Source organism: Lysinibacillus sp. BPa_S21, from assembly GCF_023337795.1.
In the GTDB taxonomy this organism is placed as follows: Bacteria; Bacillota; Bacilli; order Bacillales_A; family Planococcaceae; genus Lysinibacillus.
Genome location: NZ_JALIRS010000014.1, coordinates 23,440 through 50,278, shown reverse-complemented (window position 1 = coordinate 50,278; position 26,839 = coordinate 23,440). Strand labels below are relative to the sequence as shown.

Here is a 26,839-nt window from a genome sequence, read left to right as displayed (position 1 = left end):
ATTTACCTTCGTAGTTGAAAGATAATTTTGAACATTCTATAATTGTGAATAACAGGTATTTAAACGAATTATAGGGGGATGAATTATGACTCAAGTTTGTGTTATCAGCATTTATGTACCTAACATCGAAAAAGCAATTGATTTTTACACTACTGTTCTAGGTTTTGAAGTTAACAAACAATACGGACCTAAAATCGTAACACTCGTTCATGGTGATTTACCATTAGTTCTAGAGGAATCAAAAGAATCTAATTCTATTTCTAAAGATTTCTTAGGCGTGGTTTTAGCTTTAAAAACAGATGACATTCATCAAACAGTTAATAAGTTAAGAGAACATAATGTTGAGTTCATTGTAGATGAGCCGATGGATTGCCCTCCAGGAAAAGTAATTAGCTTCAGAGATCCTTTCGGGAATGTTTTAGAGTATTTACAATTTATGTAGATAGATATATGTTACAGAAAGTCACATCTAACAAGGTGTGACTTTTTTTAACTTCGATTAATTGAAAATAAGATTGTTAAATAAGTTAAACAACATTATAATGGTGTTAATTAAATCCAATTCTTTAAAAACTTACATGTGCAAAGGTGATTTTCAATATCTCATGTAACTAAAAATTTAGCCATAAAGATGACTTTGTAAGTAGAAAGGATGAGTTAGTCATAAAACATACAAACAATAAAATTGAGATATTGGATACTAAAATTGTTTTAGAGAAATACAAGGAAAATATAGAAGATATTCAAAAATCACTAAAACAGCTTGAATTGGAAATTAGTCATTTACAAAGGGAAGGATTAGTTGAATTAGATAAGTTGGCTAACGAATTAAGTACGTTGCAGATGCTTTCAATGAGTATAAAATTTAAAGCAAATAGTCTTAGCTGTAAAAGCAGTAAAACGATTGGGATATTAACGACTGAATAAATATGGTAGGTTGTCTCATCCATTTCTGCAATGTTAATTTGGGCAATAATAGAAAAAGTAAAGTAACGTGCAAAGTCATATCCAATTGGGTATGGCCTTTTCTTTTTCTTGTAAAGTCCAGTGGATGTTTTGAGTGGATTATAGTACTTTGTGTAATGAATAATAAAAGGGTCACCTGAGAAAAGTGACCCTTAGAAAAGAAATAGAGGTATAGGATTATTTGTATTGTTATGGATTAATAGATATGATTTATGATAGAAATATTAATATGAATTATAGAAGAAAGCAGCACCAACAATAATTAGAAGAATGAATAGTACAACAAGTAGCGCGAACGCTGAACCACCGCCGTAGCCACCACGGTTACCACAATATTGAGACATATTAATTCTCCTCCTTTCTTTCCTGTATAATATGTATAGTTTTCAAAAGTGAGTGCGATATATATCCTATATCGGCATAGAAAAATTAATTTTTTTATACGATGAAAATAATATGTGCAAATATGCAGCTTAATTTCGTATAGTACGACTTTACAGGGAGTGGCGTCGTTAATTAGACCAAATTGACAGGGCTTTTCAGTAGGCAGCAGAAGTGAATAGCAAGTTAATTAAAATTATAAAGGTAATGATAGAAAGGAAGTACAGGACTATGGATTTCGAAACAATTATGAGGGAGCTTGAATCTCTAGGTAAAGAACGAACTAAAAAAATGTATATATCCAATGGTGCGCACGAGCCTCTTTTTGGTGTTGCAACAGGAGTGATGAAACCTATTGCAAAGAAGATAAAAATAAATCAACTTTTAGCTGAAGAGCTTTACGCTACAGGTAATTATGATGCAATGTATTTTGCAGGCATTATTGCAGATCCAAATGCTATGACTGAATCCGATTTTGATCGATGGATGGATGCAGCGTATTTTTATATGCTGTCTGATTATGTAGTGGCGGTAACATTATCAGAGTCAGCTATTGCACAAGACGTTGCTGATAAATGGATTGCAAGCGGCGACGAGCTAAAAATGTCAGCGGGTTGGAGTTGCTACTGCTGGCTTTTAGGGAATCGAAAAGACCATGAATTTTCCGAAAGTAAGATTTCTAATATGCTGGAAATTGTGAAAAGTTCTATTCATGATGCCCCAGAAAGAACGAAGTCTGCTATGAATAATTTTCTATACACAGTGAGGATTTCATATGTACCATTACATGAAAAGGCTGTTGAGACCGCAAAGGAAATAGGAATAGTAGAAGTCAAACGGGACAAGAAAAAACCTAGTCTTCTAAATGCTTTTGAAAGTATTCAAAAAGAAGTAGATAAAGGGAGAATCGGTTTCAAACGTAAGTATGTAAGGTGTTAAAACGGATCGATGTATGGATCCAGACGAATACTATCCAAAGTCACATCTAACAAGGTGTGGCTTTTTATTGTACATAGGGAAATGAATTTTGAGCAGTAGAGGACAAAAGCATAGAGAATGTCCAGTCGTTTTATTGGCTAGAAGGGTAAATGTGAATAAAATAGAAAAATTAATAAGAATATGGAATGATTATCGGTTCTATTGAATATAAGAAAAAGTTGAACAAAATTTTATCAATGTAAATGTCAAATAACAATGTACATTTTTGCTCGTTTAAGCATGTACACTTTCGATGATGGTTAACTACTTTTCTATATAAGTGTGTGAATAATTGCGACTTGACAAGGAGCCTTTACACATATGATTCGATAAAAACTAGAATTCATTTGTAGGAAGGGTTGGCTAACCGGACAAGGCAATCATGCCCGCCGTAAAGGCTAGACTACTTTTTTAATAAAAAATAGACACGCATTGTTATTAATCAATGCGGAGGTGTTTTACATTCGCTAACGATTGCATACAGTGTTTAGGAGCATACATTTGAAAGGAAGTGGAGGCAAATGAAAGTAACGGTTAAAGAATGGCGTATAATGTCTGATCGCAACAAACAATTACTTTTAAATGCGGTAGCAACTAAATAAAACATAGATGAAAAGAGAAATGAGACCAAGCAGTAACAACTACAACAAGTAGAAAAAGGAAGCAGTACTAGGAAAAAATAACAATATTTTAGTTCAAATTATGAGTTGTCCCACAGGCAACATCTCATTTAATAGATAAAATTAAATTGTCCAATAAAATGAAAAAAGGCAAGCAAAAAAACAAAGCTTATGCTTTGTTTTTTTGTCGATTGCATATGAGAAGAGGAATAATACATAACAATCCAAGGAAAATGAACAGAATGAAGTTGTTGATTGGATTATCTTTTAAAATAGTATCTTCTTGGTGTTTTTTTTCAAATTCTCTTACCTCGTCTGTTGCACTTACTTTATTATTTGGAACAAATTCTTTTTTAGTTACATCATAGTAATAAAACTTGTGTTTCTTAAAGGTGAAAAAGTCATCCATAACCGTTTTATATGAACTTGAAATCATCGCTAAGTTTACTTTTTCCGTATCAATCACTTTTTTTACATATTGTTCGCTTTCTTCTTTAAACAATTCTTTTTCTTTATTTAATAAGTTAGCTGCTTCACTTTTTACTTTTTCTACATCTTGCAGCGTTGTTGCTTTTTTCAATCCTTCTTCAATAAAGGCTTTTTGCTCGATTTTCATTTTTTCTTCAAATTCTTTTGATTTTTGCTCTAATAATGATTTATCATCTCTTTCAGTTTTAATCATCACCGTTTTTGTTTCTTGTGCTACTATTTTGGCGGAATCGCTTTTGTAATTAGGAACTTCATTTTTGATTTTTTGATTGACTGAATTCAGATACTCTTCTGTATCGATTTTTGTTGCCATGCTGGTAGATGAAAAAACGATACTCAATATACATAATGACAGTCCGATCACACTTAATTTTTGTATAAATTTCATTTGAATCACCCCCGTTTTTTTATTTAAACAGACAATTCTTTTTTCCATTTTCTTCATTTAGTCAAATTTTTTCTATTTTATGATTAAACAAGGAAATATAGAATAATCATAAACAGTATTTAAAAGTGGCAGAGAACTATTGGAAAATCAAATTATGGATAAAGTCCTCCCATTCATTTTTTGATTGAAACTTCCAAAATGGGTTATACAATTAAAAATTGGGTAATAGGGAGGTAAAGGGATACTAATTTTTCAATAGAGGGAATATAGAGGAAAAGACGATAGGAGTTTATTTATGGAAGGGAAAATAAAAAGGACTGGGCTTATTCCCAATCCTCATTAACCAAAAAGGAGGAGCCAGACTAAACAATGTCTGACAACACTGTTTCATCTAGGCTCAATGAGTGTCAAAATCCCTTTAAATCAATGAACTTTCACTTTTACAGCTTGCATGAAACTTCACTAAGTCGTATTCAACCGTATTCAAAATCGTATTCAAACTAACTAGATATTAATGTAGTTGGCGAATTTTTGAATTGCTTCACCTTTTGCTTTTTTGGTAACATGAGTGAAAATATTTAAAGTTGTATTGATATTGCTATGTCCTAAACGTTCTTTTTGGACCGACAGCATCCATTTTTGTGGAATGGCGAGCTGCAAATATTCGTTGTACTTATTACTAAATACAAGTTGGTCTGGTTTTAATGTGTTATAGCCTAATTTAAAGTAATCATGTTTTTGTCTTTTTTTCCATTCATTTAAAATATCTATTGTTTTTTGATCCATCTCGATTGTACGGATGGATTTTTTTGTTTTTGGCGGTTTTACTAAAAGGCGGCCTTTTAAACCTCGTGACAAAGTTTTATTAATACGAATTTCGTTTGTTTTGAAATTTATATCATTCCATGCAGCTGAAACATTATTAAAACAGTTTAATGAAGTAGCTGATAACATAACTCGAAATCAATGTGCTGTATCACTTGAAAGTCTCGTGAAGAAAGTAGTTGCAATGTATATTATAGAGAACGATGATAAACTACCAACTCGATTAGAAGGCAGCGAATAACTAAATAGGTTTTCGATTGTACTTTACAAATCCAAAAATCAAATTCAAAAACTGAATTACGATTAGCAATCAACTTATCAGTATTCAATATCGATTTAACCAACGCAAAAGTTAAACCGCAAGAACATAAGCAGAGGTTGAATATTTACCTAAGATAGAAGCGAAAGTGGAAAGGGATGAGTAACATGGAACCAATCTACGCAAGGTGTGACAAGTCATGTGGTCACAATTTCTATGTCCAACACTTCAAGGAAGATAAACTGCATAACACTATCGAAAAGACATACTTCAACTGTCCTAATTGCGGACAAGAGTATGTCTGTTTTTATACCGATGAAGAAGTGAGGAAGCTACTGAAGAGGCAACGTGAACTACAGCGTAAGCTAAAGTGGATGACTGATGACGCTGAAGTAAAGGCGCTACTGATAGAGCTGGAAGGGATACGTGCAGCTACGAAGGAACGTATGGATGCAATTAAACAAGAGGCTGAAAAGCAACATGAATAGTAAACCTCTACGTCCATGCAACAAGCCTGGATGTCCTAACTTAACGCGCAGTGGTTATTGCGAACAGCATAAGGAAACGAAATCAGAAAACAATCGTTACTACGACAAATATCAACGCAACAAGAAACATGATCGCTTCTATCATTCAGCTTCTTGGATTAAATGCCGAGACTACATTAAGATTCGTGACAACGGATTATGTCAGCATTGCAAAACGGAAAAGTGAATTACAATTGGAGTTTTAGTTGACCATATCATTCGATTATCTGTGGATTGGAACAAAAGATTAGACGAAGACAACTTACAATTGCTTTGCCAATCTTGTCACAACAAAAAAACAAACGAAGATGTACAAAAGTACGGAAGAAAATAGGATAGCCCCCCTCCTTTTCACTTTAGTGAGCGAAAGCGTCCTACACCGACTGCCCGTTTTCTGCGCAAAAACCCGTTTTTGAATATTTGTTTGGAGGACCTAGATTAATTGAAAGTGAGGTGATAGTATGGCAGGTCGAAATAAGCAGCCATTGCAAGTGATTATAGGAAATGGACGCTCTAAGCATTTGACAAAAGATGAGATGAAAAAGCGTCAAAAACATGAAGAAAAGATGCGTGGACCGACTGAAAACATTGAAATTCCATCGTATTTAACAGCTGCACAAAAGAAGGAATTTACAGAGATTGCTGAAAAGCTAGTAGCACTTGAAATTTTCAGCGAGCTTGATGTGGATTTAGCGAGGTATTTGGACTCGAAACATCAGTATCTACAACTGGTAAAAGATATACGAAAAATCAAACCAACAGAGACAGTTGAGCAGGAAAACGGCAAAAAAATCACAATTGTCAATGACGATTATCCAAAGTTACAACGTACAAAAAATACATTGTTTAACGAATGTCGTTCTGCAGCTGCTGATCTTGGTCTTACTATTACATCACGTTTGAAATTAGTCATTCCTTCCCCCTCAACTGTGGAAGGCAAAAGCGAGGCACAGAAGCGGTTCAAATGCATCTGACTTCATAAAGGCTAAGAACGTTCTATTCATAATTGCTATGGACATTAAAGAAGGTGTGCTTACAGTTACAAGTACATTAAGAGCTGTATTTGTAGGTGCACATAACAAGGCTGTAGAGAGATTAAATAATAAGTCGACTAAATCATCATCTGTGGAGGGCGAACCGCATAAAGAACGTCCTGTACCTTTCTATAATTGGTTAGAGGAAAGAATATTCATAAACAATAAATAAGCGCATGACTCAATTTAACCTTTTTTAAATCATACACTTATTTATTGTATTAATAGTAGATGGAATTCTTTATACAATATTAATACCCGCGCTCGCAGTACCTTCAACTGAAAAATTTAATGCAGGAGGATTTATTATTGATGAAATGTAAAATACCATTAATAAACGATCCCCAACCGATACTGGTACAGGCTCAACATTTGCTGAACCAAAAGTTATTCCTGCTGGAACTCCAGCGACAGGTGGAGCTAAATCAACACGTACATTTGTAGCAGTGAAGATGTTACTTCCTACAGGCGCACGATAGATTTGAGCTGTTATAGTAGTAAGCCCTCCTCGGTTAAGATCTAAAAAGTAATTAAATGCTGCGGAAATAGCAGTAATATTACCATTGCGTGGAACTGAGAAGGCTTCGCTTAAAAGTCCAGATAAGTCTATAGTATTGTTTAAGATAGGCACACCATTAATAGCAGTACCGAATCCTATAAGGCTAGACGTTAATCCAAAGTCAGGTCCTATAGTAACTACAGAAGTTGAAATTCCCGAGGTAAAAGGGATTATTGAACCGCTGTCGTTTTCTTTGCCACTTTCAATTTCCGAGTTTATACAGTTTATATTTTTTGCCACAAAAGGTCCAACATTTTTGCATTCTACTCGCGGTGATAAACAATTACAACTTCCATTATTTATACACATAATTTACCCTCCCTTCATCTTATGTTATGTAAAAAAAAGTGAGAGAGAAGGGCTATTAACTATATGAATATTTTTTATTTGTAAAGATCCAGTGCCTTTTTATAACTGGTTAAATGAGCGTGATAGCCATCCACAATCAATGAGTAATAGTCCATATAATTTAGATAATTTGGTAGAATGGTAGATGGATGAGATAATGATATGGAAAAACACTCTACTTGTTGTATTTTTAACATTTGTTGGTAGAATATAAGATTTCAGGTATATAATACAAAGATAATATGTTCTTTAAAATAAAACTGAGTAGGAGGAGAATGATGAAAAAATTATTTATTGTGTTACTAGCAGCATTTGTATTTGCGATAGTACATCCAACAAAATCAGAAGCAAAAGTGATGTATGATGGAGCAGAAGTTGTAAAAGGGCAAACAGGGAAAATGACCTTTAAAAAAGATATCAAGGTGTACAAGAAAAATCCAAATGGCACATTTGATTCGTTAATGGTTAAGCGAAATAAATTCTTTAGAACGTATGATATCGAAAAATATGATGGCAAAATATTTTACCAGATGGGGGAATACCGCGTTCAAGCAACGGATTTGGTAGTTTTCAAAGAAGTACCAATAAAAATTCGTTCATCTTTCTATAACGATCCAATTTACATTCATATAAATCGTGATAATGGTATGGGTTCGTATGGATATTATTTTCTTAGACATCAACTTACTTTCCTAGATAATGGTCGCGTTGACCATTGTTTTAGTGATGGTGATGAGGGAACATATTGTGACAGGTATCTTAGTACAGATTTTAAAATAACTGAGAAGATAGAAAGAGAATACGGAACGCGTTACGAGATAACAAAAAATGCAGAAGGTAAAGGCGTTCCATTAAAAGAATCTAAAACTGAAAAAATTATGGAAAAGGGAAGCATTGTTTATGTAAAGGGTCTTGAAATGAATGGGTATCTATATGTAGGCTTAGAAGGAAATGACGCTCCAAATATTTGGCTTCCAGTGAATGTATTAAAGCCAGTTGTAGATAAGTGATAGATTAAGAATTTATAAAGCCCTCTTTTTTATTTGATAAGGGGGCTATTTTTTATGGTTGATTGACATGCGGATAGGATGTTTGTCGATGGTCTTGGGCTTAGATGAAGAAAATATATAAAGACCACTCCGTGATGGGTGGTCTTAATGTTTTTTGCCACCGTCATCCTCCGATTAGCTGAACTATCTAAGTCGAATCCAGAAAAAGCACTGGAACTTTTGCAAGCTTGGGGTGAGGGTACAAAAACCATAAAAAAACTGTTGGATGAGGTCACTCAAATATGTGGGTGATACTATCTGCACTTCATAGCTAGATAGAGACAAAGAATAGAGAGATAGGAGGGAATGTACTGAAAACCATACCATCTATTGAAACGCAACAACGTATGCATGCTTTCTTTATGAAAACATCAGCACCACGTATTTATAAAAAACGTTTGGAAGAAGAGCAAAGACGAAAAGAAGTTGAATCCCAACAATATGCGAATAAAGATAAGTAATAAAATAAGCACTTGCTACGGCAGTTGCTTTTTTGGAAGGCAAAATAAAAAGGACTGTGGAATTTATCCCAATCCTAATTAAACTTGCCCCCAGCAACGTCTTTTTTTATAAACCGTATTCAAAACCGTATTCATTCAATAATGTAAAGAGCCGAAAAGCTTGATAAACCTTGGTATTACTGCACTATAAAAATAATGAAGCCAGACTAAACAATGTCTGACTCCATGCGTGCATAACCTTTTAAATTGTCAAAAAGCTCTAATGTAAATGAATTGGAATCTGCTTGAGGGCTTACACCCTTTTGAACAAATATTAAAAATTCATCTATCGCTTTTTGAGATCCTTCAATTTCAACCTCAATTTGATCTTGATCATTTAGTTTACAGTATCCTTTTAATCCTAGCTCAATCGCTTTTTGTTTTATGAAAAAACGGTAGCCAGTTCCATAAATATCTCCGAAAAATTGAATTCGCGCTCGTTTGTTCAAGCTAACACCTCCTACTAGTGAAGGGGGAAAGAGCCCCCTTTGTGCTTAGTGCATCACACGTTCTTTTTCTAAAGACGCAATTAAATTATTGATATAATAGAGAACCTGCTGAGAAGCTTGATCTACTTCTTTTAAATGAACCTCAGCCTGTTGAATATTGCCCAACTTGTACGCCTCTGCTGCTAACTTCGCCGATTCATGAACACGTAAATGATAGGCATCTAAATCACGATACTCCTGCAAGTGTCCGAAACGTTCTACTGCGCGAGCAGATGTATACCATTTACCGAGACGACAATCAGTATGCGAAGAAACGTCACTTGGTTCAACGTTTTCAAGACCTAAGAACATATTATAAATTCGCCATTTCCATAAAATATGATCGGCCTTTGATAATTGTAAAAGTGCTATAGATGATAGTTGAACATTATTATTCGAAATAATGTCATTTCGGAAACGATTAATTTCTTTTCCTAAAGCGTGAATATCTCTTGATGTATTATGGCTATAGTCGCGAATATCATCTTGAAGATTAGAAATTTCAATCATTCTTGCAGAGACTTCATCAATAGCTGCTGCCTGCTCCTCAGATATCGCAGCAGTATTTGTCACATCTAGGTTTATATCTTCAATGGCATTAACAATCGCATTTAATAATGGTAACGATTCTTTAGCTTCCACTGTCGCTTCTTTAATAATTCCTGTCGTTTCTGTAATCGAGTTTGACACATCATTTGAATAGCTCTTTAAATGATGAACATTTGTAGTGACTTCACTAAGCGCTGATACCGTTCCCTCAGCAAGCTTTCGTACCTCCTGTGCAACTACGGCGAAGCCTTTTCCATGTTCACCTGCACGTGCTGCCTCTATAGATGCGTTCAAAGCAAGTAAATTTGTTTGATCGGCAATTTGGTTTATTAACGTTACAACATTTTCGATATCATTTACCCGTTTTTGTAATTCTGAAAAGGACTCAACAATCGATGTAAATGTCTCTTCAGTTTTAAAGATTTCAGAAAGGGCATGCTCAATTGCATTTTTCCCTTGAACAGCATGATCAACAGATTCAGTTGTTTTTTCAGAAATACGGGAAGACATTCGAGCAACTTCGTTAATAGAAGCGGCAATTTCTTCAGTTGCTGCGGTAGAGGACTGGATTTCTTCGTTTTGTTGATCTAAGCTATATACTAAATCTTTCATATACATGATTTTTGCGTTGACATCCATTAAAGAGGAAATTTCAGCGACTACATTTTCAATCGTGCGTTCTGTTAATACTTCGATGAGTAATTCCTGATCAACATTGACAGCAGATTGGAAAGATTTCATGTATTCAAAAGCTTTATTAGGTTTTAAACCAAAGTTATGTAGAATGTATGTAGTAATATAAAATGCAAATTGATTGAAGACGACGATTAGTTTACCAGGCTCATATTGATTCTTTCTGAATAAATTGAAAAATTTAACGGTTTCTTCCACATATTCATCATCTCGATTAGCTAAGAAAAATTGCGTTAAGTATCGATTAATATTTTCTTCACTAATTGTTAGTTGAGAGGAGAGAGAGAGTTCACTTAAATAATTATTAAAAATCGCGTTCATTGAAGGCGTGATATCTTTTAATTTAGTGTAGAGAGTTTTTAAATTCTCTTCATCTTGAGAATTGAAATGGTTAAATGCTAATGTTTTATTAAATCGCCCAGTAGCATTTAAATTTGTACCACGCTTTAATAATTCCTCGAGTTCGGCCTTAGGTCGAATACTTGAAAACATAAAAAAATACCTCCCAAAAATAATGAATAATAAGGTAATAATAGCATATTACAGGGTGTTTTAATAGACATTTCAAATGTCTTTGCTAAAATGAAAATATCTAATACAGCAGGGAATGTGGCAAATATGTATACAATTATTTACATGAAAGCTGATTATGAGCCTTGGTGGAAGTTTGAAGGCTGGGAGGCTTTTATACAAACAAATGAAACATATGAAACGGAGGAGCAATTTAATGCAGCATTGCAAACAAAGTTACAGCACTTCCGATTAACATATGACAATGAGGTAACGAAAGAAGGAGGATTTTGGGCCTTCTGGTCAGAAGATGAAAGTGTTTTTTGTGATGCTTGTGATGATGATGTCCAAATATATCACGGTATTATCGTTATAAAACCTGAAAAACAGAAATAAAATTTAAAAATTTGAAAAAAAACATTTTTCTTTATTTGACAAAATTATGAATGACGGTTATACTTAGTTTAACAATTTAATTGCTTCACCGGAAACATGAATTCACATATTACAAAAAGTGATCGCGTTAGTTCGGTACTCTTTGTAATATGTGAATTTTTTCATTCGTTGAAGAAATTACATATTGTTCACTTTTATTTTTTGGAGGTTTTCTTAAATGAAACAAGGTACAGTAAAATGGTTTAACTCAGAAAAAGGTTTTGGATTCATCGAAGTTGAAGGTGAAAACGACGTATTCGTACACTTCTCAGCTATCCAAGGCGAAGGTTTCAAAACTCTTGACGAAGGTCAAAAAGTGGAATTCGAAGTTGTAGATGGCAACCGCGGACCACAAGCTGCTAACGTAACTAAACTTTAATTCTCAGTAATTAAAATTACTTCCGTTAAACTAAGACATCCTATTGATATAGGATGTCTTTTTTTACGTGCTTTGAATTTCAAGAGTTGCAATAGGAACAACAATAGTATGAAAGAGTATAGATACTACTATTATTACAATACAAAAGTTAAAAAAGAATTGGACATGGAGACAATAAGCCTTTCAATACATAATAAAATAAATTTATTATGTAAACTGAACCTAAATGAATTGCTTGTCTCGATTACATTCGGGACAAGCACCTTGACGTATAATTATTTACTTACTAAATGCTGTAACAACTTAACGGGAATAAACAAACCGACACGACCATACGGATCTACATTCGCCGTTGCAAAGACGATTCCTATAACCTCACCATCCAAATTTAAAACAGGACTCCCACTATTTCCGCGATAAACAGGGGCCTTCATCATCATAACTGGTTCCTGCCAATCTTCAAGGTGTGTTGATTCAAGTAGAGTCCCTTCATTTGCAATGCCCGTAAAGGCTAGTGGATTACCGATAAAATAGACATGCTCATTTTTGGTATAGCTAGGATTTTCAGCAAGTGAAAGGGAAGGAAGCTTTTTACCAGTTACTTGCAATAATGCTAAATCTATATCTGGGTAACTTTGCACTAAGTTAGCGCCCATTAATCCTTCCTCAGGAAAAACGACGAATATAGATTGGGCATCTTCTACAACGTGTGCATTAGTTACGATCAGCCCATCTGAAGAAATCGAAAAGCCTGTGCCTTTACTAGAACCTGTAGAGATCTCTACAACTGCTTTTTTATAGGTTTTTATATCCTCTTGCGCTGATAGCCGAGCAGACACCTTCAAAAATTCAAGAGCTGGGATGGAGTAAATTTGAAAGATAAGGGCAAATGTATTCAAAAATAACACAAATGCCATACTCCAGACAATCCATTTGACAATTGGTTTTCGTTTTTTAGGTTTTTTACCTTGCAGTTGTTCTTCTTGTTCCTGCGCTAACGCTTTTTGCTGTTCAGCGAGAACAAGCTCGATCAATTCTTCTTCCGTCAGTTCTTCATCTGTTGTTGATCTATGTAAAACATTCATCAAAACTTCCTCCTTACTCAAAATGAAAGCGCCCAATCTGGACGACTGAATAACTAAATTTCATTCAATTTTCTGTGGCAAGTTTGGCACTTTCAGTTGTTTGATGTTCAACAGGACTAATTTGACTACTGGTGTTTTGCCCTCTGTCCCAGTATGGTTTACCCCAACAAGTAGTTCCAAAGAAAGACATAGTGAAGCTCCTTCAGCTATTTTTTTCATTATACTTGAAGTTCCTAGGTTATACGACTGTTTGGGAAATCGAGTTTCTAGACAATTAATGTTGCATCGATAGATAAACTTAAGTGGAATGTTATAGAAATATATACCAACTATTGATTTTTGGAAACGGAACATTCATCAATTTATTAAAGCTACATTGACTAATATGGATATTCCGCTTAAAATGGATAATTATTACTTATTGTATTTTTTTACCTATAAATACATTTGAATAATATGTAGTGTTTTGAGAGTACAGATAGTTTCTAAATATATCGAATACCTCCTAACCCTTTTGTATCAATGTTTCATGAAATTTTTACTAAACTAATATAGAGAACAGTTACATACAATCGATAAAGGCTTTATAAGAATACAAAGGTATTAAAGTTAATATGAAAATATAAAAAATCATATAAATCACAATGTTGCGTTTTACAAATGCAGGGGAGGAAAGGTAGAAAGGCGGTCAAGATAAATGAAAATTACCATGCGGTATGGGGTTGACGCTCCATTTTGGGTTGCTCTTTTAACTATTATCGGGCTAGTATTTACGTTATTGGGTATGTTTGGTTCAACAAATGGATTTGTATTGGGCTATGGTTTGATTTGTCTTGTGACGGGCCTATGGATGTTTATATACTCAACAACTATTAAAATCGCACACAGAGAGGTGATTTTGAACCTTGCACAAGTTAAAGCAGGTGATGAACTTCTTGATGTGGGAACAGGTCGTGGACTTTTGGCTATTTCGGCATCTCAAAGGGGTTGTAAGGTGACAGCCACTGATATTTGCTCAAAATGGGACTTGGGGGGGAATGGAAAAGCTAAACTGCAAGCTAATATAGTTGCTGAAAATGTAGCGGCAATCGACATCGTGGATGCTGACGCTCGGGAACTTCCATTTTCGGACGGGAGTTTCGACGTTGTGGTTTCAAACTTCGTAGTCCATAACATTAAAAGTATAGAAGGAAGACGGAAGGCGATTCTTGAAATGTGGCGAGTTTTAAGCCCAAATGGACGATTAGTCATTTCTGACTTCAGTAAAACTTCAGAATACATTCAAATATTAAATACAGTTTCCAATTGCGTAGAAATAAAGCAATTTTTTTATACATTTCCGTTTTCAAAAGCTATTGTTGTGAAAAAGATTTAAGAAATCAGTAAACAGCAAAGATGTAAATCTAGAATGTACTTCTATCAGGGGGGCAGAAAAGGGGAAATGATGATTTTAAGTTTTCTTTTAACTGGTTGGATAGTCAGTTGGTTTAAGTTTGACGAATTGTTTATTCTAGCGCTAAAGGAACTATTTAACAAAAGGGTGACAATCGCAAGTTATTATTTTACATTTTTTCGTATTGGAGCAATTGGAGACTTAATCTTATTTTTCAACGGAAATTACATATCCAATTTATTCAGCTAACGACCAGATGGCGGAATAAAGTAAGCAGCTTATAACAATAAAAGCATAGAACTTTGTGCTTTTTTTCTTCCTTCAATCTAATGATAATGAAGACCTTCTGGTTAATTTGAACCGACCTGAACCATAAAGTATTTGTAAACGTTGGTATATCAATCCTATTAACGTTTTGAGTGTTATTGGAATTTAATAATCGAAAATAACTTAGCAAAGGAAAATCATATAATGTATATATTTAATTGTAAATGCAAAAAATCATCGTTTTTTACAGCAATAATTTTATTATCTTTATTGGTTCTATTGTTTGGATGTCAAGAGAAAGAAGACGACAGTACACTTATGAAAAAAAAGGAAGAGAACAGTACGATTAGTAACGAAAACGAAAAACTCATTGTTTCTATATTTAATAACGAAGGCAAAAGTAGCGTAGTGGAACTAGATGCTGAAAAAATTGTAGAGGAAGAGTTAGTGACTAATGAAACGGTTTGGTTGCATGCAACACTTTCAGGCAATAAACGATACCTTGCCTATACAAGTGCAAAAGGTGATGGACCTTGGGAGATTTATTTATTAGACAGAAATGATAAAAAAACTCATCAAGTCACAAATGATACTTTAGGACAACTTATGCCTAGATTTGGTGATAAGGAAGGTAAAACAATCTATAGTGAAATATTAGGGGAAAAATACCCTGTTTCAAAGATTGCAAAAGTAGATGTGGAAAAGAAAGATTCTATTGTATTTGATACTGAACAAGCTGATCGTGCTGTAGAAATGTATGACATTTCTACTAACAAAATCATTGGTGCATTTGTTTCTGAGGAAGAAAACAAGGCAAGATTTAAAGCAAGTAATGAGACTGGAGAAACTCTAGAGCAAATTATGTATTCAATATATGAAATGAATTTAGATGGATCCGACATGAAGTTGATCACAAGTATAAAAGCTATCAATATTGATTCTATTGCTTATGGACCTGATGAGAAGTCTATAATTCTTGGAGGTGAGAATGTAAATGAAGATGAAGGAAGTGGTATATATAAACTATCTCTTACAAGCAAGACATTAACAACCATATTAACGGATCAAATGATTAAAGAAAGTCCGAGTCCTGTACTAGCAGAGATTGGCCAAAGAAGGTTAGCGGTACTTTCCAAAAATGAACGGTTCATTTATTTTGCAGGTATACCTAAAAATGAAGAAGTTAATTTTAACGGTATAACTACTAAAATACAGTGTATCTATAAGTATGACTTAGATAATAAAGAAATAACAAAAGTATATGAGTATAAAAAACCTGCTTTTGTTACGGATATGACGGTTACATATTAGAATATGCTAATTGATTATTTAATGTCTCTTTGAATCGAACCCTGAATAGAGGACACACTTTATAAAAAAGTGTCTCTGTTCGGGGTTCTGTGTTTATGGACAATAGCTTGGTAAAATACTAGGTATAAGTCGAAAAATCCAGTGAAACATGAGACATGCGAACAACACTATGCTGCATTAGCTCAATGGCTAAATCTGTAACTAGTATACAATTTTATGATTCGCATACTAATTTTTATGAAATAATTATATTATGTAAACTTATAGGTGGAAACTTGTAAGAAAGTTTCATATTTAATATGATAGAAGTGAACTTACGAAAATGGGAGGCGTTTAGATGTATCGACAAGTAGATGATTTTTTAAGTGAGTGGGCAGCATCAGCACATGGCACTATTCAAGTATTAAAAGCCGTAACGGATGAAAAGCTTGAGCAAAGTATCGTAGAAGATCACAGCACACTAGGCTGGCTAGGCTGGCATTTAGTTGGTGCGGCTGGTTATTTCAGTTATTTAGCAGGTTTACAGGTTCCTATGATTCGTCAAGAAGACTCAATTCCTTCTACAGCAGCTGAGATTGTAGCTGCTTACGAAAAGGTAGCAAATGATGTGAAAGAGGAAGCGGCAAAGCTATCAAATGAAGATTTGCTAGAGGAAGTAAAAGGCTTCAATGGACCAGTTAAAAGAGGTGCATTATTGCGTGTCCTAATCGATCATCAAACACATCACCGTGGACAAATGACAGTGCTCTTACGTCAAGCAGGCTTACCAGTTCCGGGTGTATTAGGTCCAACGAAAGAAATGCAAAAATAACCGTAAACGGCAGATACTCGGTGTATCTGTCTTTTTTTACTGAATATAATGACAGAATATGGGACATCACCCTATTTATTTGGTGTATTAATGATAACGGGGCTACTGATGTCACTGCTACTGGCAGTATTTTCCCCTGATACACGGACGATCACTGAATATGAGGAAATTGTCGAGAAAGTACAAGAAAGTGAACAGATGTCAGATGCTCAAGTAGAAATAGCAATGACCTCGACTAAATCGTAGTAATGGCAAGAGAAGTGGGAATCATAACTGGGGCTGCAAATGGTATTGGTTAAGCAATTGCGATAGCTTTATCTCACAAGGGGAGACTGAAACATGTATAACAAAAGGCGTCAATTACGAAAGTTGCAATCAGCCAATTCAACGTATGGGGCTACCAAGTGAAATAGCTGCTGACTTTGCTTTTTTAGCAGTGAAGAAGTAAGTTATAATACAGGACAAGTACATTGAAGATATCCTTCATCAAAGAAACAGGGTTCTCCTTTTGAATAGGAGAACCCTGTTTGTTATTAGTTTAAACCTTGGCTATCTTTCCACTCTAGGAATTCATCATAAGTTAATAGTTTATCTAAAATTGTGCCGTCTTCACGGATTTCAATGACACGGTTCGCAATTGTTTGGATGAACTGATGGTCATGAGATGTGAAGAGCATAGCACCTTTGAAGCGCATAAGTCCTTCATTTAGTGCTTGAATAGATTCAAGGTCAAGGTGGTTCGTTGGTTCATCTAGTAAAATAACGTTTGCAGTTGCAAGCATCATTTTAGAAAGCATACAACGAACTTTTTCGCCTCCTGATAAAACTGAAGGAGATTTTTTCACTTCTTCACCAGAGAATAGCATACGTCCTAAGAAGCCGCGTAAGAAGCTTTCTGTTTCATCATCAGGAGAATATTGGCGTAACCATTCTACTAATGATTTCTCAGTACCTTCGAAGTATTTATCGTGATCATTTTCAAAGTAGCTTTGAGATGTTGTTACGCCCCATTTGAATGTACCAGCATCTGCTTTTCTTTCATCCATTAGAATATCAAGAAGAGCCGTTTTTGCCATTGGATTACCAAGTAAAATGATTTTATCCTCTTTGTTCATTGAAAAGCGAATATCTTTAAATAGTATTTCGCCTTCATTGCTTGCTGTAAGGCCTTCCACTGTTAACACATCGTTACCGATTTCACGTCCAGTTTGGAAGTTGATGAATGGGTATTTTCGGCTAGAAGGTTTAATGTCGTCAAGCTCGATTTTATCCAACATTTTCTTACGAGAAGTCGCTTGGCTTGATTTCGAAGCGTTCGCAGAGAAACGAGCAACGAATGCTTGTAGCTCTTTAATCTTTTCTTCTTTCTTCTTGTTTTGGTCTGCCATCATTTTTTGTGCTAATTGGCTAGACTCATACCAGAAGTCATAGTTACCAACATATAATTGGATTTTAGAGAAGTCTAAATCCGCAATATGCGTACACACTTTATTTAAGAAGTGACGGTCATGGGATACGACAATAACTGTATTTTCAAAGTTAATTAAAAATTCCTCTAACCATTGAATTGCTTTTAAGTCAAGGTGGTTGGTAGGCTCATCGAGTAATAGAACATCTGGTTTACCAAATAGAGCTTGTGCTAATAATACTTTGACTTTGTCAGAACCTTCAAGGTCGGCCATTAGCATATAGTGAAGCTCGTCGCCAATCCCTAACCCGTTTAATAATGTTGCTGCTTCTGAGTCAGCTTCCCAACCATTTAGGTCAGCGAATTCACCCTCTAATTCAGCAGCACGCATGCCATCCTCATCAGAAAAGTCTTCTTTTGCGTAGATAGCGTCTTTTTCAGCTTTTACTTCCCAAAGACGTTTGTTCCCCATAACAACTGTATCTAATACATTGAATTCATCGTATTCAAAGTGGTTCTGTTTAAGGACAGATAAACGTTCGTCCTTACCCATTGATACGTGACCTTCCTGTGCTTCAATTTCACCAGAAAGAATTTTTAAAAATGTTGATTTACCAGCACCATTAGCTCCGATTAAACCGTAGCAATTCCCCGGTGTGAATTTTATATTTACGTCTTCAAATAGTTTACGATCGCCATAGCGAAGACCTACATTACTTACTTGAATCATGCAAGTTCCTCCTTTTTTCACAATGGCACTAGTATATCATGAAATATGTACCATAGTCTATAAACATTATTAAATCAACGTTTAGCGTTATTTAAATTTTTATAAAACATGAGTTCTTCGTCGCTTAATACAGATTTTCCTTACGAGAAAGCTAATACACTTTTAGATATCGGATGAAAAAGAGGTCAGACAATAGGGAAAAAAGTCTTTAAATACACTAAAACACATTGATTTGCTTTGGTAACAGTTGGACTGCGAACGCTTAGTTACTCAGAAATTCCACATACAAAAAATAAATTGTTGGTAAAATGAGAGAAAAATTCTTAACAATATTTATTTCTACATAAAAAAAGCAACCTTAATTGGCTGCTTTTATATCGTTTTGTTCTAATCCTAAAGCATCTTTAAGTCTTGTAGAATATGAGAAAAGTTTAATTCAGCATCCCTTATCCAGCATGGAGAGTAGTATCAACTAAAGTAGCGGTTCCTAGGAAGTAGCGGATTAACGGATGTATCCAATTAGTCCTAAACAGTTTTCAAAGCCATTTAATATCAAACTATTAAATATATGATTTCCTGCGATAAATACTAAGTGTTAAGCCAATTGGAACGCTTCCTATAAGCATTGGGAAAACACCATGGCTAATGAATGGGAGTGGCATTGATATAAAGGGTACAAGTCCGAAAAGCATAAGTATTTGATAGGCAATTTGCGTTGTAACATAAGCAAGACCACCAGTAATTAATAACCGACCGTATTCGTTATGAATGTAACCAAGTGTATGTGCTAAACGATAAATGATGAAGCCAAGAATGCATATAATGATAACACCTGCAAGTATCCCATACGTTTGTAAAATTGTGAGTAATGCAAAATCAGTATGCGCTGCATTAGCAAAAGGTTGAGAGCTAGTGCCAAACCAAGTGAGGTGCTTCATCACAGTTGAACTAAGTGCAACAATAGAATTCTCATCTAAGTCTGTTCTAAAGATGGTCTGCATTCTTTCAAGTTGATACGATTTTAAAGGTGCAAACATTAAGTAGCAGATGAATGCTACAAACAGGAGACTAAATGCTATAGTAATTGCTAGCTTTTGCTTGCGAGAAAAGCTGCTCGCATAAAATAATGTGGCAACAATCGCTGAATATGAACAAAATAATGAAATATCTGGTAATCGCAAGTAGCAATATGAACCGATTAAATAAAGAGTGAGCAGCAACCATAATGGTTTTTTTTGTTTAGCGAAAAGCCCTGCAAACGCAATTAAAAAGAGGGGCATCGTCATCCAACCTTTAAGTTCTAGGGGGCCAACTCTAAAAAAAACAACCCCATTAATTGTTTCATTACCATTTAAAATAATAAGAAATAAGAGACATCCCAGTATATACATCTGCGTGGAATAGCGCTCTAGCTTGCGAAAATCGAGTCGCATTAAGAAGATTGTCAAAACAATTCCACCAATAACAATCACGATATTACGGATGATAGAATCTCGTAACGAGAGCTCAGCTGGTAGAAGTGGTAAGAAACTACACATTACTGCAAGCATAAATGGAATAACGAGTAGCCAATCGATTTTCGGCTGATGAATCTGATTAAGTGAGACGCCGAGGTTTGTAGCATTGCCCATTTCACGTACAGCCCGTAATTCCGCATCTGTAGCTTTATAGCCCTTTTCTTGCCAAGCATGCTTTGACTTCGCTAAATGATAAGTTAGCTCTTTTTCAACAGCATCATGTGCCTCCTTATTACGAATATGTCCCTTTACGTGTTGAGTAAATTCTTTAATCGTTCGCATAGCGTACCTCCTTCAGTAATTGCTCAAAAACAGGGCGTTTGTCCGTTTCTTTGTGAAGCTTTGTTAACAGCTTAACGCCCTTACGTGAAAGAACATAGCGCTTTTCATTCCCATACCACTCACTTACGACGAGTTGTTGCTGTTCAAGGCGATGTAAGGAAGAATAGATCATTCCTTCATTTAAATGAATGACCTCTTTGTTTTTTGCATAAAGAAGTTGCGTAATTTCAAAACCTGAGCGCTTCGTTTGTAGCATCGTTAGTAGCGACTGATCTGAAAGTTCCTCTTGAATCCCTTTACGTACAGCTTCCTTATGCATTTCTGTAAACTGCATCTTTTTAAATTGATTTTTCATAGCTTGTTTAAAACGTGTTTCCGTCAAATGGATTCCCTCCTAACGCTTTTTGCAACAAAGAACGGGCCTTACGAAGTCTTGTTTTCACCGTATTGTTATTCAATGATAAAATGTTGGCAATCTCTTGGATCGAATAGTCTTCAAAATAATAAAAATAAATAAGTTCACGATACTTAACGGGGAGAGTCATCACTATGTCAAACAATGCCTCGTCCTCACTATTCTGCACAACTTGCTCAAGCAAATCTCCCGTTTCTAATGCTTCCGCTAACACCTTCGTTTCCGTTACATCGACGTTTTTCTTATACCAGCTTTTTATATAGTCCTTTGAATGATTAATAGCAATACGCCACAACCATGTTTTCAAGCTGGAATGACCTTGATATGTTGAGAGAGCCTTATAACACTTGATAAAAATCTCTTGCGTCAAATCCTCAGCAAGAGGGGCATCATGTACATATGTATAAACAAGCTGCAGTACCTCTTGACCATAATTTGTCATTAGCTCCTCAACCACCTGATCTCGTGATAAGCTACTTGCTGTTATTGTTTCCTCCATATCGTCCCTCCTAACGTGTTCATTCATTAGACGATTGCCAAATAGTACAGGTTTTCCTTGTATGATCAAAAATATCAATCATTTAAAAATAATGGTAACACACCGTTCACAACCGTTTTTTTATTACATTGCAAAAGCACTATTGACTTTAATCGAGGTGTTGTGTAGAATATTTCGAAATTACAGTTAAATTCAATGAAAAAGAGAGTAATTTATGGATCTACTGGAAAGCGAATTAGGGATGGTGTGAGCCTAATGCAGGGGCCATAAATGAAACGCACTTTGGAGAAGGTTCTCGAATTAGTAGTAGAGAATAACGGGGAGTCACCTCGTTAACAACAGAAAGTGGTCATATTATATGGCAACTAGAGTGGTACCACGGGATAACTATGCTCTCGTCTCTATTTTTTAGAGACGGGGGCTTTTATTATGGAAAGGAGAATGAACATGCATACACAAATTGCGAAAAGCATCGCTATGGCATTAAATAATGAGTTAACTGTCAATGACATTCAAAATTTACTAGAGAAACCGAAAAATTTGGGCTTAGGGGATGTAGCATTGCCGTGCTTTACACTGGCAAAAAAATTAAGAAAATCTCCAAATAGTATCGCATCGGACATAAAAAACAATTTAAGTTGTGATGTAATACAAGAGATTCAAGTAGTAGGCGGGTATGTCAATATATTTTACCATCAACCAACGATTACACAGCAGGTGCTTAGTCAAATAGTAAAAGAAGAAAATTTATACGGGACTCAGCAGGAATCGAAGGGGAATGTTGTGTTGGATTTTTCTTCACCTAATATAGCGAAGCCTTTTTCCATGGGTCATTTACGTTCTACAGTGATCGGCAATGCATTGGCAAACATAGCAGAGAAAAATGGCTACCAAGCAATCCGAATTAATCATTTAGGAGATTGGGGAACACAGTTTGGGAAATTAATCGTGGCCTATCGAAAATGGGGAGATCAAAAAACAATTGAAGCTGCTCCAATCGAGGAACTTTTAAAAATCTATGTGAAGTTCCATGAAGAAGCGGAGCAGGATGAAACACTCAATGAACAGGCACGTGCTGCATTTAAAGCATTAGAAGATGGCGATAAAGAAGCGTTAGCGTTATGGCAATGGTTTAGAGATGCATCACTAGAAGAATTCAAGACTATTTATCAACTGCTTGGAATTAACTTTGACTCTTTCGTTGGAGAAGCGTTCTACAACGACAAAATGGCTGCTGTTGTGAAAGAGTTGGAAGATAAAGACTTACTTGTGAAATCCGACGGTGCTTATGTCGTTGAAATAGATAATATGCCACCTTGCTTAATAACTAAAACAGACGGGGCTACACTCTATGCTACCCGTGATTTAGCAGCTGCTTTTTATCGTCAACAACAATATGACCCGAAAAAAATATTTTACGTTGTAGGGAATGAACAGTCACTTCATTTTAACCAGTTATTTAAAGTCATTGAAAAGATGGGGTATGATTGGGCAAAAGACTTACGACATGTACCTTTTGGCATGATTCTAAAAGAAGGTAAAAAAATGTCGACGCGTAAAGGTAAAATCGTTTTATTAGCAGATGTACTTACAGAAGCGATTGCTACTGCAAAGCGAAATATCGAGGAAAAAAATCCAAATCTAATGGATAAAGAGAACATTGCACGTCAGATTGGTGTAGGAGCGGTTATTTTTAACGATTTGAAAAATGATCGTCTTCATGATATTGAGTTTTCGATTGAGCAAATGATGCATTTCGAAGGCGAAACAGGGCCATATATTCAATATACGTATGCACGTATTTCATCACTTTTGGAAAAAGCCGATGAACAAAGTTACGAAGTATCGTTTGAAGCATTAGGGGAGCAAGCATGGCCAGTTATTTTATTACTGGAACAATTTCCGAAAGTAATTGCTAACGCTTTAGAGCAAGCAGATCCATCACAAATTGCTAAATATGCTTTACAATTAGCCCGCCAATTTAATAAATATTATGCGCACAATAAAGTATTGGTCGATGACAGCCAAAGAACATCTAGATTAGCATTTTGTCATTGTGTAGCCGTTGTTCTAAAAGAATCGTTAGCACTGTTAGGAATTGCAGCGCCAAAAAAAATGTAAGTATCGTAAGCTGCAGCTATTTCTTGATACTAGCTATATCTTTTCATCAATAATTGCCATTAAATTGACCGATACTAGAAAAAATGGTAAAAGGATATAGTGAGAATTCAAAGATCTAACAAATTTAGTTGAATTTTTAACTGTATCAATAGAGAGAAGGTTTTTTGAAAGTATGCAGAAAAAACAATGGCGTCTTTCCATGGTACTTGTGGTTGTTTGTATTTTCTTGGTTGCGCTCAATATGCGACCAGCAGTCACAGCAATCGGACCACTATTTAATGTACTTTTGGAATCACTCCATATATCAAATACAAAAATGAGCTTTTTAACATCTATTCCGGTGTTTTGTATGGGGCTCTTTGCCCCATTTGCAGTGCCATTACAAAGAAAACTCGGAACAAAAACAGCCATTACGCTCTTAATCATGATCCTGGCATTAGCAAATGGGCTACGCTTTTTACAAGAAAGTTATGTTCTACTTGTAGTCACAAGCTTTGCTGCAGGATTTGCAATTGCACTGATTGGTCCCATATTAAATGCCTATATAAAGAAAAAATTCCCAAAGCGTTTTACGACTGTTGTAGGCATTTATTCATTTGGAATCGGAACAGGGGCAACATTGAGTGCGGCACTAACAATCCCATTTTATAATCATTTTCATGAGAGCTGGACAATGGCGATTGGCAGTTGGGGAATACTTGCTATTATTGCCATTTGTATATGGTTACTTGTCATACAAAATCAAAACCTGCCAGAAACAGGTGCATTGGCTGAAAATGCTGCACGAAATCCGTGGAAAAATGTCCGTGCGTGGATCATTTTAATTTACTTTGGCATCCAAACATCTTTGTTCTTCTCCATAATGTCTTGGCTAGCACCGATCTTGCAGGATAAGGGCTTTTCTCTTGTCGCGGCAAGTTCGATGCTAACATTTATGTCTATTATACAAATGATTGGTAATATTTTGGTGCCCATACTAATGGAAAAATGGTCAAATCGAATCGGTTGGCTATTTTCTTTAGGGTTTTTAGGGGTGATTGGCTTTGTGATGCTTTGGTTAGGCTCAGGGTCATTGTTATGGATTGCTGTATTCATCATAGGTTTCGTATTAAGTGGCTTATTTCCAATTGGCTTATTGTTACCATTGGATGAGGCAAGAAATGATGAGGAGGCAAATAGCTGGTCATCTATGGTTCTTTCAGGTGGCTTTATGATAAGTTCCGTGATCCCTATACTTATTGGCTATTGCTATGATAAGACTGGTAACCATACATTTACCTATATGATTTTTATACTATTAATGTTGGGCATTTTAGCTACAACAATGATGTTAAAGAAGAAATAATGGTAAGACATGCGCGAAATGACGTGCATGTTTTTTTATCTTTTTTTAAGGCTGTTTTCGTAAAGATTGTTGCTCTTCAACTAACGAAGTAGGTTAATTGAAGATAAATATATTACAAACAGATAAAAGGGAGCGTACGTTCGTGTTATAATTTATTTGATAATACTGATAAAGGGGATAATTGTGAAATTGGAGAACATTCGCATTGTAGAACGAATGAAACATTATAATGTACAAGGTCTAAGTATAACATTGCTTGAGGGTGGTGAAATTAGTGGAACAGAAAATTACGGCTTATTAGAAGCGAAAAGCAATAGAAAAGTAAATGAAGATTCTATTTTTAGTGCGTGTTCAATTAGCAAGTTCTTAACAGGAATACTTGCTATGAAGCTAGTAGAGGAAGGACTTCTTGATTTAGATGATGATGTGAATGAAAGTCTTGTATCGTGGAAAGTACCAGAAAATGATTTTACTAAAAATAAAAAAGTGACATTGAGGAACTTACTAAGTCATCAATCTGGAATTAAAGACCCTGAGGGTAGTTATCCTGAACTAAATTCGGAAATAGGGTTTCCTTCGATGGTTGAATTATTAGAGGGGCAAACTCCATATTGTAACACTCCTATTGACGTCAAGTGTGAACCAGAAAGTGAATTCCATTATTCCGATGCAGGTTTTTGTATCATTCAACAACTAATAGAAGATGTTACTGAAAAACCGTTTCATAAAGTTATGAATGAGCAAATATTTGAACCATTAGGAATTGCAAATAGCCAATTCATTACAACAATGTTGGAAGTAGATAGACAAAACTTTTCTTGCGGTCACAATAAAAACGGTGAGTTAGTAGATGGGAAATATCCTATATATCCTTATCCAGCGGCGGCCGGATTATGGACAACTTCTTTGAATTTAGCTGAATTAGTTCTTGAGTTAATGAATGCTGTAAAGGGAGAAAGCAAGGTTGGCATTTCGGAAAGGTTAGCAAAAGAAATGATAACCTCCCAAAGAGATAAAAGTTGGACTGGATTAGGTGTGTTTCTTGAAGGCTCAGAAAAAGAACTAGAAATCACATCACTCGGTTGGGGAGTGGGTTTTCAATGTATGATGGTGGTGTTTCCGTATTTAGAGAAAGGTGCGGTCATAATGACCAATGCAGAATTGGGTGTTCATCAAATGGAAGGTATTATAGGAGAAATATATAAATCTCTTTTATTTTAAAAAGTGTTAAGGGAGGAGAAACATGCAGATAGCCTTAGCAAATCCAACTCATATATCTGAAGTTGTAACGTTCTTCAACAAAAATATAGAACGCAATAACAGTGCGATCTATTCTGAAGAGTTTTTATGGAGTTAAAGCAGCTATAAGAAGAAAGCAAATGATAGTGGCAACAGTAGAAGGCCAAGTAGTGGGGGCATTTCGGTTTTACCGAAAAAAAACACAAAACAAAATTTCTTTGTATCAATTTGCGATAAGCGAGGTTTATCGTGGTCAAGGGTTGTTAAAAAAGATGTTTAAAACGATAAATGATTTACCTATTGTCGCACTATGTCCGACTGATTCCGATTTTAATGAATATTATTATAAATCGGGTTGGATTTTACAAGAACTAAGTGACGAGTTTAAAATCTGGGTTTTTAGTAACCCTAATTAAGTTTTGTAAACTTCTTCACTTAA

General features: G+C 35.2%; 30 protein-coding genes and 1 other annotated feature. Of the genes, 19 read left to right on the top strand and 11 right to left on the bottom strand.

Features of this window, described 5'->3' with window-relative positions; translation table 11 throughout:
* Positions 1-85: 85 nt before the first annotated feature.
* Together MOK21_RS20505 and MOK21_RS20500 are read left to right on the top strand one after the other, a co-directional pair.
* Positions 86-442 carry a VOC family protein gene (locus tag MOK21_RS20505; protein WP_249075809.1) on the top strand — a complete coding sequence of 119 codons (357 nt, stop codon included), beginning with the start codon at positions 86-88 and terminating at the stop codon, positions 440-442.
* Between the two features lie 251 nt (positions 443-693).
* Positions 694-927, top strand: coding sequence for a hypothetical protein (locus MOK21_RS20500; protein WP_249075808.1), 234 nt, complete (start codon positions 694-696; stop codon positions 925-927).
* A 263-nt stretch (positions 928-1,190) separates the two neighbouring features.
* Here MOK21_RS20500 and MOK21_RS20495 read toward each other — a convergent pair whose 3' ends face one another.
* The gene (locus MOK21_RS20495; RefSeq protein ID WP_249075807.1) at positions 1,191-1,310 is read right to left on the bottom strand and encodes a YjcZ family sporulation protein; all 120 of its coding nucleotides are present in this window, start codon (positions 1,308-1,310) and stop codon (positions 1,191-1,193) included.
* A 268-nt stretch (positions 1,311-1,578) separates the two neighbouring features.
* Between MOK21_RS20495 and MOK21_RS20490 the strand changes: the two genes are divergently transcribed.
* The gene (locus tag MOK21_RS20490) at positions 1,579-2,286 is read left to right on the top strand and encodes a DNA alkylation repair protein (RefSeq protein WP_249075806.1); all 708 of its coding nucleotides are present in this window, start codon (positions 1,579-1,581) and stop codon (positions 2,284-2,286) included.
* An 828-nt stretch (positions 2,287-3,114) separates the two neighbouring features.
* Here the strand turns inward: MOK21_RS20490 and MOK21_RS20485 are convergent.
* Positions 3,115-3,822, bottom strand: a complete 708-nt coding sequence (locus MOK21_RS20485) for a coiled-coil domain-containing protein (RefSeq protein WP_249075805.1) — start codon at positions 3,820-3,822, stop codon at positions 3,115-3,117.
* Positions 3,823-4,326: 504 nt separating this feature from the next.
* Entirely contained in the window at positions 4,327-4,776 is a 450-nt protein-coding gene (locus MOK21_RS20480; RefSeq protein WP_249075804.1) for a site-specific integrase, read from the bottom strand.
* A 297-nt stretch (positions 4,777-5,073) separates the two neighbouring features.
* Between MOK21_RS20480 and MOK21_RS20475 the strand changes: the two genes are divergently transcribed.
* From MOK21_RS20475 to MOK21_RS20460, 5 genes are all read left to right on the top strand, one after another.
* Entirely contained in the window at positions 5,074-5,394 is a 321-nt protein-coding gene (locus tag MOK21_RS20475; RefSeq protein WP_249075803.1) for an FmdB family zinc ribbon protein, read from the top strand.
* Complete coding sequence (locus MOK21_RS23940; RefSeq protein WP_308221948.1) at positions 5,387-5,620, top strand: hypothetical protein; 234 nt, start codon at positions 5,387-5,389, stop codon at positions 5,618-5,620. Before MOK21_RS20475 ends, MOK21_RS23940 begins: the two co-directional genes overlap by 8 nt.
* The gene (locus tag MOK21_RS23935; RefSeq protein WP_308221950.1) at positions 5,621-5,767 is read left to right on the top strand and encodes an HNH endonuclease signature motif containing protein; all 147 of its coding nucleotides are present in this window, start codon (positions 5,621-5,623) and stop codon (positions 5,765-5,767) included.
* A 127-nt stretch (positions 5,768-5,894) separates the two neighbouring features.
* Positions 5,895-6,407 (top strand): phage terminase small subunit P27 family, encoded by a 513-nt coding sequence (locus MOK21_RS20465; protein WP_249075802.1) that lies wholly within the window; start codon positions 5,895-5,897, stop codon positions 6,405-6,407.
* A gap of 55 nt (positions 6,408-6,462) precedes the next feature.
* Complete coding sequence (locus MOK21_RS20460; RefSeq protein WP_249075801.1) at positions 6,463-6,639, top strand: hypothetical protein; 177 nt, start codon at positions 6,463-6,465, stop codon at positions 6,637-6,639.
* 69 nt (positions 6,640-6,708) lie between these two features.
* Here MOK21_RS20460 and MOK21_RS20455 read toward each other — a convergent pair whose 3' ends face one another.
* Positions 6,709-7,335 carry a hypothetical protein gene (locus MOK21_RS20455; protein WP_249075800.1) on the bottom strand — a complete coding sequence of 209 codons (627 nt, stop codon included), beginning with the start codon at positions 7,333-7,335 and terminating at the stop codon, positions 6,709-6,711.
* A 317-nt stretch (positions 7,336-7,652) separates the two neighbouring features.
* Between MOK21_RS20455 and MOK21_RS20450 the strand changes: the two genes are divergently transcribed.
* Entirely contained in the window at positions 7,653-8,384 is a 732-nt protein-coding gene (locus tag MOK21_RS20450) for a hypothetical protein (RefSeq protein ID WP_249075799.1), read from the top strand.
* Positions 8,385-9,090: 706 nt separating this feature from the next.
* On the opposite strand, the gene MOK21_RS20445 is transcribed toward MOK21_RS20450, so the two are convergent.
* The gene (locus MOK21_RS20445) at positions 9,091-9,372 is read right to left on the bottom strand and encodes an acylphosphatase (RefSeq protein ID WP_249075798.1); all 282 of its coding nucleotides are present in this window, start codon (positions 9,370-9,372) and stop codon (positions 9,091-9,093) included.
* Between the two features lie 45 nt (positions 9,373-9,417).
* On the bottom strand, positions 9,418-11,145 hold the full coding sequence (locus tag MOK21_RS20440; protein WP_249075797.1) for a globin-coupled sensor protein: 1,728 nt from the start codon (positions 11,143-11,145) through the stop codon (positions 9,418-9,420).
* A 126-nt stretch (positions 11,146-11,271) separates the two neighbouring features.
* On the opposite strand from MOK21_RS20440, the gene MOK21_RS20435 reads away from it, so the two are divergent.
* Both MOK21_RS20435 and MOK21_RS20430 read left to right on the top strand, forming a co-directional pair.
* Complete coding sequence (locus MOK21_RS20435) at positions 11,272-11,559, top strand: DUF1033 family protein (RefSeq protein WP_249075796.1); 288 nt, start codon at positions 11,272-11,274, stop codon at positions 11,557-11,559.
* 217 nt (positions 11,560-11,776) lie between these two features.
* Positions 11,777-11,977: a cold-shock protein gene (locus MOK21_RS20430; RefSeq protein ID WP_004230088.1), complete on the top strand. Its 201-nt coding sequence runs from the start codon at positions 11,777-11,779 to the stop codon at positions 11,975-11,977.
* 275 nt (positions 11,978-12,252) lie between these two features.
* Here MOK21_RS20430 and MOK21_RS20425 read toward each other — a convergent pair whose 3' ends face one another.
* Complete coding sequence (locus MOK21_RS20425; RefSeq protein ID WP_249075795.1) at positions 12,253-13,062, bottom strand: S1C family serine protease; 810 nt, start codon at positions 13,060-13,062, stop codon at positions 12,253-12,255.
* A 697-nt stretch (positions 13,063-13,759) separates the two neighbouring features.
* Here MOK21_RS20425 and MOK21_RS20420 point away from each other — a divergent pair.
* The 4 genes from MOK21_RS20420 (at position 13,760) to MOK21_RS20405 (ending at position 17,090) form a co-directional block, all read left to right on the top strand.
* Positions 13,760-14,437 (top strand): class I SAM-dependent methyltransferase, encoded by a 678-nt coding sequence (locus MOK21_RS20420; protein ID WP_249075794.1) that lies wholly within the window; start codon positions 13,760-13,762, stop codon positions 14,435-14,437.
* A 489-nt stretch (positions 14,438-14,926) separates the two neighbouring features.
* On the top strand, positions 14,927-16,033 hold the full coding sequence (locus MOK21_RS20415; RefSeq protein ID WP_249075793.1) for a TolB-like translocation protein: 1,107 nt from the start codon (positions 14,927-14,929) through the stop codon (positions 16,031-16,033).
* A gap of 337 nt (positions 16,034-16,370) precedes the next feature.
* Complete coding sequence (locus MOK21_RS20410; RefSeq protein ID WP_249075792.1) at positions 16,371-16,844, top strand: DinB family protein; 474 nt, start codon at positions 16,371-16,373, stop codon at positions 16,842-16,844.
* A gap of 108 nt (positions 16,845-16,952) precedes the next feature.
* The gene (locus MOK21_RS20405; protein WP_249075791.1) at positions 16,953-17,090 is read left to right on the top strand and encodes a hypothetical protein; all 138 of its coding nucleotides are present in this window, start codon (positions 16,953-16,955) and stop codon (positions 17,088-17,090) included.
* Positions 17,091-17,377: 287 nt separating this feature from the next.
* Here MOK21_RS20405 and MOK21_RS20400 read toward each other — a convergent pair whose 3' ends face one another.
* From MOK21_RS20400 to MOK21_RS20385, 4 genes are all read right to left on the bottom strand, one after another.
* Positions 17,378-18,982: an ABC-F family ATP-binding cassette domain-containing protein gene (locus MOK21_RS20400; RefSeq protein ID WP_249075790.1), complete on the bottom strand. Its 1,605-nt coding sequence runs from the start codon at positions 18,980-18,982 to the stop codon at positions 17,378-17,380.
* A gap of 560 nt (positions 18,983-19,542) precedes the next feature.
* Positions 19,543-20,781 carry an FtsW/RodA/SpoVE family cell cycle protein gene (locus MOK21_RS20395; RefSeq protein ID WP_249075789.1) on the bottom strand — a complete coding sequence of 413 codons (1,239 nt, stop codon included), beginning with the start codon at positions 20,779-20,781 and terminating at the stop codon, positions 19,543-19,545.
* Complete coding sequence (locus MOK21_RS20390; protein WP_249075788.1) at positions 20,768-21,163, bottom strand: helix-turn-helix transcriptional regulator; 396 nt, start codon at positions 21,161-21,163, stop codon at positions 20,768-20,770. Before MOK21_RS20390 ends, MOK21_RS20395 begins: the two co-directional genes overlap by 14 nt.
* Positions 21,144-21,695, bottom strand: a complete 552-nt coding sequence (locus tag MOK21_RS20385; protein WP_249075787.1) for a sigma-70 family RNA polymerase sigma factor — start codon at positions 21,693-21,695, stop codon at positions 21,144-21,146. The genes MOK21_RS20390 and MOK21_RS20385 overlap by 20 nt, the downstream gene beginning before the upstream one ends.
* Before the next feature lie 186 nt (positions 21,696-21,881).
* Positions 21,882-22,101 (top strand) — a binding site (T-box leader).
* A 41-nt stretch (positions 22,102-22,142) separates the two neighbouring features.
* On the opposite strand from MOK21_RS20385, the gene argS reads away from it, so the two are divergent.
* The 4 genes from argS (at position 22,143) to MOK21_RS20365 (ending at position 26,816) form a co-directional block, all read left to right on the top strand.
* Positions 22,143-23,816 (top strand): arginine--tRNA ligase, encoded by a 1,674-nt coding sequence (argS, locus tag MOK21_RS20380; protein ID WP_283164828.1) that lies wholly within the window; start codon positions 22,143-22,145, stop codon positions 23,814-23,816.
* A gap of 172 nt (positions 23,817-23,988) precedes the next feature.
* The gene (locus MOK21_RS20375; RefSeq protein WP_249075786.1) at positions 23,989-25,161 is read left to right on the top strand and encodes an MFS transporter; all 1,173 of its coding nucleotides are present in this window, start codon (positions 23,989-23,991) and stop codon (positions 25,159-25,161) included.
* Between the two features lie 183 nt (positions 25,162-25,344).
* Complete coding sequence (locus tag MOK21_RS20370; RefSeq protein ID WP_249075785.1) at positions 25,345-26,382, top strand: serine hydrolase domain-containing protein; 1,038 nt, start codon at positions 25,345-25,347, stop codon at positions 26,380-26,382.
* Positions 26,383-26,540: 158 nt separating this feature from the next.
* Positions 26,541-26,816, top strand: a complete 276-nt coding sequence (locus MOK21_RS20365; RefSeq protein WP_374110270.1) for a GNAT family N-acetyltransferase — start codon at positions 26,541-26,543, stop codon at positions 26,814-26,816.
* The last annotated feature ends 23 nt before the right edge of the window (positions 26,817-26,839 follow it).